Annotated in this window: 10 protein-coding genes; 9 read left to right on the top strand and 1 reads right to left on the bottom strand. The window is 45.0% G+C overall.

Annotated features, from left to right (window positions below):
* The first annotated feature begins 81 nt into the window (after positions 1-81).
* The 3 genes from IT291_08885 to hemL all read left to right on the top strand — a co-directional run bounded on the left by IT291_08885 (position 82) and on the right by hemL (position 2,730).
* Positions 82-441, top strand: coding sequence for a hypothetical protein (locus tag IT291_08885; GenBank protein ID MCC6221339.1), 360 nt, complete (start codon positions 82-84; stop codon positions 439-441).
* Between the two features lie 248 nt (positions 442-689).
* Entirely contained in the window at positions 690-1,409 is a 720-nt protein-coding gene (locus IT291_08880; GenBank protein ID MCC6221338.1) for a hypothetical protein, read from the top strand.
* A gap of 25 nt (positions 1,410-1,434) precedes the next feature.
* Complete coding sequence (gene hemL, locus IT291_08875) at positions 1,435-2,730, top strand: glutamate-1-semialdehyde 2,1-aminomutase (protein MCC6221337.1); 1,296 nt, start codon at positions 1,435-1,437, stop codon at positions 2,728-2,730.
* On the opposite strand, the gene IT291_08870 is transcribed toward hemL, so the two are convergent.
* Positions 2,719-3,018 carry a hypothetical protein gene (locus IT291_08870; GenBank protein MCC6221336.1) on the bottom strand — a complete coding sequence of 100 codons (300 nt, stop codon included), beginning with the start codon at positions 3,016-3,018 and terminating at the stop codon, positions 2,719-2,721. The genes hemL and IT291_08870 overlap by 12 nt on opposite strands.
* Before the next feature lie 319 nt (positions 3,019-3,337).
* Between IT291_08870 and IT291_08865 the strand changes: the two genes are divergently transcribed.
* The 6 genes from IT291_08865 to IT291_08840 all read left to right on the top strand — a co-directional run.
* Positions 3,338-4,585 (top strand): insulinase family protein, encoded by a 1,248-nt coding sequence (locus IT291_08865; protein ID MCC6221335.1) that lies wholly within the window; start codon positions 3,338-3,340, stop codon positions 4,583-4,585.
* Positions 4,582-5,793, top strand: a complete 1,212-nt coding sequence (locus IT291_08860) for an insulinase family protein (protein ID MCC6221334.1) — start codon at positions 4,582-4,584, stop codon at positions 5,791-5,793. Before IT291_08865 ends, IT291_08860 begins: the two co-directional genes overlap by 4 nt.
* 22 nt (positions 5,794-5,815) lie before the next feature.
* Positions 5,816-6,436, top strand: coding sequence for a hypothetical protein (locus IT291_08855; protein MCC6221333.1), 621 nt, complete (start codon positions 5,816-5,818; stop codon positions 6,434-6,436).
* 39 nt (positions 6,437-6,475) lie between these two features.
* Positions 6,476-7,906, top strand: a complete 1,431-nt coding sequence (locus IT291_08850) for an MBOAT family protein (protein MCC6221332.1) — start codon at positions 6,476-6,478, stop codon at positions 7,904-7,906.
* Positions 7,907-7,966: 60 nt separating this feature from the next.
* Positions 7,967-9,046, top strand: coding sequence for a hypothetical protein (locus IT291_08845; protein MCC6221331.1), 1,080 nt, complete (start codon positions 7,967-7,969; stop codon positions 9,044-9,046).
* Positions 9,047-9,179: 133 nt separating this feature from the next.
* Positions 9,180-9,810, top strand: a 631-nt coding sequence (locus IT291_08840) for an integrase (GenBank protein ID MCC6221330.1), incomplete at its 3' end; no start/stop codon positions are given.

Here is a 9,810-nt window from a genome sequence, read left to right as displayed (position 1 = left end):
TTTTTGTGTTCCCTAGGCTCTTAAAAAGATGCAGTATGATAAGTTTAATTGTATCTATGGCCATATTTAGGGAGTTTTTCGATGGAAAGTGGGTTTAAGCGTTATTTCGCTGTTTTAATCTTTCTTGGTGCTTTGGCTTGTTATCCAACTCCAGGTCCGGACAAAACTGCTGCGGGAGTAATACTTGGAACTGCCTGGGGCTCAGGAGCCGGGGCTATTGTTGGGAATCAGGTAAATGCTACGCCAGAAGGGGCTGCTATCGGCGCCGGATTGGGATTAGTTAATGGGCTTTTAACTGGCGTGGGGCTAGATGTTGCTGAGCAGGAAGAGCTTAGGCAACAAGAGGAAATTGACGCCCTAAAGGCACGCGTATCAGCTAGCCACAGAACTTTGATGCAGCTAAAAAGCGAGCTAGACGATCAGGCGAGCGGTGACCTGTAATGCCATAACTATCTGAGCCGATATGTTTATCTCTCCACTTGATGAACTATGTCGTTAGTGCTATGAAGTTATGCAAATTTCGAGCATTGTCGCCTCTGTCGACTGTCATGACTCAATTTGGTTGTGGCATATCAGTACTCCTCCTCGTTGCGTATTATGAGTGCTTAAAAAACACAGATTTTTGATAGACGTGCTCGCAAGTGCTCTAGTTTTATAAGGTATTTTTGCATCATATTCGTGGTTTAAACGTGACAAAAAAAGCAAGTGAACAGTTGCTATCTTTAGCAGAGACAGACGCAAAATTAGTTAAACTTAGAAATCAGGAAGGCGAGTTAGTCGATAAGCGAAAGCTCTTTAGCCAGGAGATTCAACATCGGCGTGCTAGACTTGCTGAATGCGAGGCGGCAGTTCGCGAAGGTTCGCTTAAACAAGTGATGGATGAGCATCGGCTGCGAGATGAGCATGAAAAAATCATAAATCGACGCAAACAGCTGGTTAGTCTCGGCGGGGCAAAGCTTGCGAAAGTTTTGGAGCGCGAGATCGACGTGGCTAATCGTGCATTGGGCGTCCTTGAAGAGAATGCAATAAAGGCGCTTGAGCAGGTAGATGTTTTGGAAGCTCAACTGGGAGAGTTTCGCCAATCGCTGGAAAAACTGGAAGTGCAGTTTGAGGCTGATAGCGTAGAGACCGAAAAGGTTTTGGAAGAAGTTGCTAATACTCGTGCGGAGGTGGAAAAGGATCGGGAGAAGTTGGTGCTTTCTATCGAGGAGCGACTGGTTGCTCTCTATGACAAAGTTAGCAGTCGCTATCCAGGAGATGCCGTCTCTGTTGCGAGTAGTGGTTCATGCCGTAGCTGTTTTAGGGCACTGCCACCGCAGACATATAACCAGGTTTTAGCTGGAAACAGCTTAATCCAGTGTCCTGGATGTAAGCGCATATTGGTGCACCCCGCTAGCGAAGTGGAATAAGTCATCGCGCGTTATCCTAAAAAACTTGGAACATCAACGCTCAGAATATTTGTTTCAGAAAGCAAAGGAGATAATCCCAGGCGGAGTTAATAGCCCGGTGAGGGCGTGTTCGTCAGTGGGTGGTAAGCCAATTTTTATTAATGAAGCGCACGGCGCTACGCTTACCGACGTCGACGGAAACATCTTTTATGATTTTGTAAATTCTTGGGGCCCCATTATTAATGGGCACTCGTGTCCGGAAATTATAGAATCGGTATCTCAAGCGCTCATGCACGGAACGAGCTTCGGAGCGCCAACGTCACTAGAGATCGAACTAGCTGAACTAATCTGTAAGTTGGTTCCTTCAATTGCGATGCTGAGAATGGTCAGTTCTGGCACGGAAGCTACCATGAGCGCAATTAGACTAGCCAGAGCTTACACGAAACGCGACATTTTAGTTAAGTTTAACGGTTGCTATCATGGCCATGCCGATAGTTTGCTTGTTGAAGCGGGAAGCGGTGTTGCCACATTGGGAATTCCAGGGAGCCCTGGGGTTCCTGCCGATGTTGCGAAGCTAACTATAAGCGTCGAGTATAATGATGTAGAAAGCTTAAATGATGTGCTTTCTCGAGTTGGCGCCGAAAAGGTCGCTGCCATAATTGTCGAACCTGTAGCCGGGAATATGGGTTTAGTTCTACCAGAAGATGGCTTCTTGCAAGCGCTGCGCAGGGTTTGCGATAACCATGGAATAGTATTGATATTTGACGAAGTGATGAGCGGTTTTCGAGTGGCTTTAGGCGGAGCACAAGCGAGATATGCGGTGACGCCTGACTTAACGACGCTAGGAAAAGTAATTGGTGGTGGGCTCCCGGTTGGTGCTTTTGGCGGTCGAAAGGACATTATGAAAATGCTTGCGCCAAGTGGCTCGGTTTATCAAGCTGGCACATTGTCGGGAAATCCCCTGGCAATGGCGGCTGGAATTTCGCAGCTAAAATTGCTTGAGAAGCGCAATCCGTATCCACAGTTTGAGGAGTTGTCAAATTATTGGGTAGGTCAAATGCGTAAGCTTGCAGTGCGCGTAAGTGTTCCTATTTGCGCTGTTGCTTGTGGTTCTTTACTAGGTTTGTTTTTCACCAATCTATCTCATGTTAGAAATTATCGCGATGCGAAGACTACTAACGCAAATCTCTTTAAGCACTTTTACCTTTCGATGCTCGACCAAGGTTTCTACCTTGCGCCGTCAGCATTTGAGAGCAACTTCCTCTCGACGGCACATACAAAAGAGATGCTCGATAGTTTTATTTCTGCCGCCGAAAACGCCCTTACCTCCTTACCTAAATAAGTCGTCCAGAGCTTTAAGGCATTTCTCTCTATCCGCCGCTTCGTCGCTAGTAGCAATTGCTCCTAGCGAAAAGTAATCGCAAAAATTAGCCTGATCTTTGTCGACTACTCGTTCTGCAACTGGCTCTTTGCACTCGTTGTAAGCACTTCGATCGAAGTATTTGCAATTATGGCAAGTTCTTAAATCATGGTGGCAATGTTGACAGGTGTCGCGCCTGCCCACGTTGCCAGCCATAATTCCGAGAATTTTTCCGCAATAGTAACATTTACAATTGTCAGCAAATGTCATTTAACATTTCCTCGTGAAGTAAGTTTATAGCGCAAAAAATGCTTTAAGAGTTCAGTAGCCGTCTAATTACTTACTCATGCAGTTATACCGTTTCCAAAAAGTAAGTTAAATATTTTACTTTTTGGAAACAGTATTTGTTGTTTATTGGCAAGTGCTTACGCACTTGCTGTTTATACCATTTACAAAAATCCTTTTTGTAAATGGTATAATATCCAAAGGTATTTTTCATTTTACAATAGTTCTGGGATGGCGAAAATTGGAAATCTAAAATACAATTTTTTATTCAGTATAAGTAAAAAAGATAATTTTACGGGAGTTTATGAAAGCTGATCAGTCCGTCAGAGTTTATCGATTAGATAACGGCATTACTTTGCTAGGGGAAACTATGAAGCAGGTTTCCTCGGCTGCTATGAGTATTTTGGTGCCCATGGGCGCGGTGACAGATCCGGAAGAGAGGCAAGGAAGTGCGTCTATTCTTGTGGAGATGTTTAATAAGGGCGGCGGCCCATTTAATAGCAAGGAGCTCTCCTGGGAGTTTGAGAAGCTCGGCGCGCATCGCGCAAGTTCCGCAGGGCTGGAGCACTGCTGCTTCTCCTGCTCGGCTTTGGGCGAGAATCTCTCAAAGATAATTCCGCTATACGCTAAAATGTTGCTCGAACCGCATTTGCCTGAGGAGGAGCTAAGAAGCGTAAAGGATGTAGTGATTCAGGAATTAAAATCGCTAGAGGATGAACCTTCGAGCAAAGTTATGGTGGAGCTTTCTAGGCGCTTTTATCCAGAACCCTTTGGTCGTTGTAATTTGGGAACGACTAGTGGAGTCGAGGCGGTTAGTGGAGCGCTATTGAAAAAATACTATAAAGAAGGCTTTGTCGCGAATGGGACTATAATTGGCGTTGCTGGTAACTTCGATTGGGAGGAGATAAAGAGCGTCGTTGAGGCGAGTTTTAGCTCTTGGAAGGGGAGTAGCGAGAGGATGTTACCTGGGCCGTTAAGCAAGGAGACGCGCGCCTTTCATCTTGAGCAAGACACGTCTCAACTGCAGATTGCGTTGGCGTATCCAAGTGTCGCTATTGATCACGATGATTATTACAGGGCGAAAGTCGCTGTGGGGATTTTATCTGGAGGAATGGCTGGAAGACTTTTTATTGAGGTGCGCGAGAAGCGCGGTCTGGTGTATCGGGTTTCTGCTAGTCACAATGGCGCGCTTGGGCGTGCATCAGTCACGGCTTATGCGGGGACGACGCCAGAACACGCACAGCAAACTTTAAGTGTCATGGTGCGCGAATTGAAAAATTTAAAAAACGGAGTTACAGATGAAGAACTCAAGCGCGCTAAGGCTGATATTAAGTCTAAGATGGTTATCCAGCTAGAACTTAGTTCGGCTCGCGCCTCGCGTTTGACAAACGATTGGTGGAGTTTGGGAGAGGTTAGGGATTTAGGCGATATAAAGGCGGCTATTGACAGCGTCAATAACGATTTGCTTTGTCGCCATCTCGATGCTTATCGAGTTTCGCCCGTCACGCTTGTTACTCTTGGTCCTCAGATGAATTTGGAGTTATCGCTGTGAAGTTTAATTGTTCCAACTTGGATAATGGTCTTACGGTTATTGGAGAAACCTGCGAGTCTGCCGAAAGTGTTGCAGTGGGGTTTTTTGTGCGAACTGGTGCGCGAGATGAGACGCCGGAGCTTTCTGGGGTTTCGCATTTTCTCGAACACATGATGTTTAAGGGTACAGCTAGGCGCTCAGCTCTGGATCTAACCTATGCGTTAGGCGCGATTGGCGCGCAAGCCAATGCTTATACGAGTGAAGAGACTACCGTCTATTATGCCTATGTGTTACCAGAATACTTGGGAGATGCTCTCGATATTCTTAGCGACATGTTGCGCTCTACTCTAGACGTGACGGAGTTTAACACTGAGAAAAATGTGATTTTAGAAGAAATCGCACTTTATCAGGATAGGCCAACGTATCAGCTATTTGAAGCCTCGCTACAGCAGCATTTCCGCAATCACTCAGCGGGTAATCCGGTATTGGGAACTAATGAAAGCATTAAAGCTCTCACTCAGCCGCAAATGAAAGCTTATTTCGAGAGGCGCTATGTTCCCGCAAATATGGTTTTGGTGGCCAGCGGTAGATTTGATTACGACAGTTTCTTCGAGTTAGCTAGTAGGCACTGTGGTGGCTGGTCTAGTGGGTTTGCAAACCGCGAGCTGGTGGTTCATAAACCAACTCGTAGCGAGACGGTAATGACTAAGGAAGGTCTTCACTGTGCACACCTATGTTATGTAACGCCTGGACCATCGGCGGTAGAGGAATGTCAATATGCGGCGGGTGTTCTAAGCTGTATTTTGGGCGATACAAGTGGGTCGCGGATGTATTGGGATTTGGTGGATAAGGGATTAGCTGAATCGGCGCATATAGATGTCGACTGCATGGATGGCACTGGAATTATATATGCGTATGCGTGCAGTGAGCCTGAAAAGATCGATTCGGTGGGCGATATTGTCGTTAACATCATGAACACAGCTAAGGATTTTAGTGACGATGATCTCGAGCGCGCAAAAACCAAGCTAGCGACAAGACTAGTCGTAGGTGGCGAGAGTGCTCGGAAACGCATGATGACAGTTGGGAACGATTGGATATATAGGAAGCAGTACTTTACGCTACAGGAGGAGCTCCGAAAGATTCAAGATGTCTCTCGTGGAGACATCGAGGATGTGCTTAGTTTGTACTCGTTTTCGCCAGTCACTAAGGTTAAGTTAATACCCGCATGAGTTCTTGGCTCCAAAAAAAAATATGAGTTACGAAATCTCAGAGCAAGTTATTGGCAATACTGGCGACGAATTGCGGGTTAGTAGTGGATATGTCGTTTTAATTGACCAATTCATGCTGGGCAACTCGCAATTTGCCACTCCAGCGCTAAGTCTCCTAAGGAGTGAGCGAAGCGTTAGAGATATCAGCCTTGATTTTAAGGACTTAGTGGAGAGGTACGGGGGATGTTTAATCGAATTATCGCCGGGGCTTTATAGGATATTTAGGGATCCCGAGAAGATGCTAATGGTGATGTATTCCAAGTTTCAGGGCGAGGCTCCTGGATTGGATGAGTCTTTTGATGAGCTTCGCATTGAAGAGATGGCGCAGTCAAAGCGGGGTGTGAGAACTCTAGGTCGCGTTTTTGTCGATACGCGTTGTTTGGTCTTTGTTGACGTTGATTTGATTCGAGATGAGGAGTTGCTGGCTCGATATAAGCTTCTTCGGGATGGGCGGCGGGACAAGGACGCTAGGGATTTTTTGCGAGCTAGGGGTGCGGTTGTACGGTATGGTTTTCAACGTTTAGGCGATGAGTTAGGGGTGTTCCACATGAGCGAGCCCCGTTGCATAGCTTTGTGGCCCGACGTGGTTGAGGCTTCGCCGTAGGGTACTGGTAATATTGTAATGTAACCATGTCGCAGCCAGATGTCTTTTAGCTCTTTACTTTTTATTTTTGGTTTTTTGCCTTGGTTCTTTCTGTTTTATTTTTCTACGCCATCTCGATTTAAGAATTACACGGCTTTATTGGGGAGCGCCTTGTTTTATACTTGGGGAGCGCCACGCTTTTTAGCCGTAATTGTGTTTACGAGCATTTGCGACTATTGGTTTAGCAAGGCGATAGTGAATTGCGTTGAGGGTGCAAAGAAGAGAAAATTACTCTTAGCTTTCGCCGTGGGCTTAAACCTAAGCATATTTTTCTATTTTAAGTATGCAAATTTTTTTGTTGAACAAATTAACGCAGCTATCGGTGCTTTTGGATTTTCTCCTTGGCCTTGGCTAGAAGTGGCCTTGCCCATAGGAATATCGTTTATTACGTTTGAAAAAATCAGCTACCTAGTGGACGTTTATCGCGGCGTAACTCCACCGGCGAAAAATCTCCTCAGCTATGCGCTCTTTCTTCTGCTTTTTCCACATCTCATTGCTGGACCCATATTTCGCTATCACGATATTCAAGGACAGCTGCTTAGGCGCTTGCATTCAGTCGATTTAATATTTGCTGGAGTGTTGAGGTTCTCAGTGGGGCTTGCAAAAAAAGTCCTAATTGCAGATCCGCTGGGGGAGGTGGCAAATAATGTGTTTAATTTAGGCGACGATCGGCTTTCTTTTTACGCGGTTTGGATTGGCATTAGTTGTTATACTTTTCAAATATTCTTTGATTTTTCCGGCTACTCGGATATGGCAATAGGGCTTGGAAAAATTATGGGCTTTAAGTTTGTCGAAAATTTTAATCATCCATATATCAGCCAAAACATAACTGAATTCTGGCGGCGATGGCATATTTCGCTTTCGAACTGGATGAAGGAATACCTCTACATACCGCTAGGAGGAAACCGCCTGTCTACGTTTAGAACTTACGTCAATCTTTGGACTGTGTTTTTACTATCTGGGCTTTGGCATGGTGCTAATTGGACTTTTATATTTTGGGGAGCGTATCATGGGTTTTGCCTAATTCTGGATCGCTTATTTTGGTTGAAACTTTCTAGCAAGCTTCCGCGAGTTGTGAATATCGCGGTTACATTTTTCTTGGTGATGATAGGGTGGGTTTTTTTTCGAGCTGAAAATATCTCCCATGCCACTAGCTTTGTAAAATGTCTATTTTCGTTCTCCAATATTGGCTTAGGATTTGAGGCTACCGTGGCGGAGCTTTTTAGCTCTCGTTCGATTGCTATGTTCGCGCTGGCGGCCATTCTGAGTTTTCTGCCAGCTAGCAGGGTTTGGCAGTTGTTTGAGGAAAAGGAACACTTGAGATGGTCGACTATTGTCGTTCGTGGTCAGTTGGCGTTTCTTATCGCGATCTTGTCGGTGGCGTTCTTGGTTAATTCGAGCTTTCACCCTTTTATATATTTTCGCTTTTAGCTTATGAAGTGGCTGTTCATAATAGTTAACTTTGCGTTGATTTTCGCGCCATTGTGGCAGATGAAGTATGCTTTTGTGGCGGAGCGTCGCTTAATGGGGGTGGAATCCAAGGAGAGTTTCCCTAAGACGAGTTTTTCGTCTTTTTGGAAGGGCGAATATCAGGAGGGCCTTGAGCGTTGGTTTTCGGAAAACATTGGTTTTAGGAATGCGTTGGTGCGAACCGATAATCAGCTTAACTATTCAGTTTTTGGAACAGTATCTTCTAGCTATCGATCCCCAATGGTTGTCGGTAAGGACAATTATCTGTATGAGCGCCTATATATAGATTCTTTGAACGCCGAGCCGCGCATTCCTATGGCGAAGCTTAGAGAAATAGCGAGTTCGCTGGAGCTTCTGCAGCAAAGACTTAAAAATCGCAAAATTGGATTTCTCGTTCTCCTTAGCCCCAGCAAAGCGGCTACATATCCGGAATTCATTCCGAAAGCGCAGCGGAAATGGGAAAAAAATGTTTCGCGCGATTACGATAATTTTGTAGCTCTTCTCGAGGAGAGGGAGGTTAATTATTTTGATGGGCCAGCCTTAGTTCGCCGATTAAAGTCAGAGAGTAAATATCCAGTCTTTTCTAAGGGAGGGACTCATTGGTCTGGTTTTGCTTCTTGTTATGTTGCAAGTGGGATAATAAAAAGCCTCGAAAATATTCTCGGCAGATCTTTTATCAACATTAATTGTGAACCTGTTTTAGAAAGAACCACTGCAGCACCATGCGATAAAGACCTCGCTTTGCTCCTTAACATTTGGTCGCTTAAACCTTTTTCAGAACAACGCCTTGGCTATCCCCAGAGCAGCGGCGTTAAGTTACAGAGTTCCACGCGGCCTAACGTCGTTATTGTCGGGGACAGTTTTCTTTGGACGGTTTTAAACTATTTTGATAAGCATCGCATTTTTAAAAATCGCGCTTTTTATTACTACTTTAAGACAAATTACAGTTACCCCAAAGGCGTAAAAGTGCCAATTGACCGAGAGGCTCTCGATTGGGAGAATTATGTTTTTTCCAAGGATGCTATTATTGTCGAAATCAATGAAGCAGCTATAGAGCAAATTGGCTTTGGCTTTATCGAAGATGCCTTGGAAAGACTTTAGCTATATAAGGGAAAGCTAGCAATGGTTCATGCCGAGGACGTTTTGCCTCAAAAAGAATGTCCCTGAAGGAAAAGGATTCAGAAAAGTTTAGGTAGGCTAAAGGCTCATAAGTCATGTCCCTAAGAAAGGAGGCATGACAAATATGGGAACGACAGGAAGAGAGAGGGAAATCAGCTGGTTCTGCAAGCGTTATGAGAATTCTAATCGGCGAGAGAAAGGCGAGTTATTAAGTGAGATAGAGACTCGGTTTTTGGTCAGCCGTAGGCACGCTAAAAGGCTAATGATTGGCGATTTATGCTCTGAGGCTGAACGGAAGACGAAGACTGGCAAGATTGGTCGGCCATCTAAATATCAAGACAAGGCATTTTTGGATGCGCTTAGATTTATGTGGAAGACAACCCGTTTTATGTGCTCTCGGCATTTGAAGTCGGCAATGCCAGCATGGCTGCCCTATGTAGAAATGGAACATGAATGTTTTTTGCCAGAAGTTAGGGAAAAGCTATTGACTGTGAGCGCGCCAACAATTGACAGACTACTTAAGCGCTATAGAGCTAAGCGAGGAAAGTCGTTTACGAGACCAGGTGTTTTTCGCGAAGAAATTCCCATACAAGAAAATATTTGGGACATAAATGTGCCGGGATTTCTTGAAAGTGATACCGTTGCTCACTGTGGCGGCTCACTAGCTGGAGAATTTGTTTATAGCTTAACTTTAGTAGACATCGCTACGCTCTGGACCGAAACTAGAGCTGTTTTTGGAAAAGGCT

Source organism: Deltaproteobacteria bacterium (genome assembly GCA_020845775.1).
Classification (GTDB): Bacteria; Bdellovibrionota_C; UBA2361; order SZUA-149; family JADLFC01; genus JADLFC01.
Note: the sequence above shows the minus strand (reverse complement) of the source record. Positions and strands in the feature narration are given on the sequence as shown.

Coding starts and splice junctions, on each gene's coding strand:
- IT291_08885 (MCC6221339.1), top strand. CDS start 82: ATGGAAAGTGGGTTTAAGCGTTATTTCGCTGTTTTAATCTTTCTTGGT.
- IT291_08870 (MCC6221336.1), bottom strand. CDS start 3,018: ATGACATTTGCTGACAATTGTAAATGTTACTATTGCGGAAAAATTCTC.
- IT291_08865 (MCC6221335.1), top strand. CDS start 3,338: ATGAAAGCTGATCAGTCCGTCAGAGTTTATCGATTAGATAACGGCATT.
- IT291_08855 (MCC6221333.1), top strand. CDS start 5,816: ATGAGTTACGAAATCTCAGAGCAAGTTATTGGCAATACTGGCGACGAA.
- IT291_08850 (MCC6221332.1), top strand. CDS start 6,476: ATGTCTTTTAGCTCTTTACTTTTTATTTTTGGTTTTTTGCCTTGGTTC.
- IT291_08845 (MCC6221331.1), top strand. CDS start 7,967: ATGAAGTATGCTTTTGTGGCGGAGCGTCGCTTAATGGGGGTGGAATCC.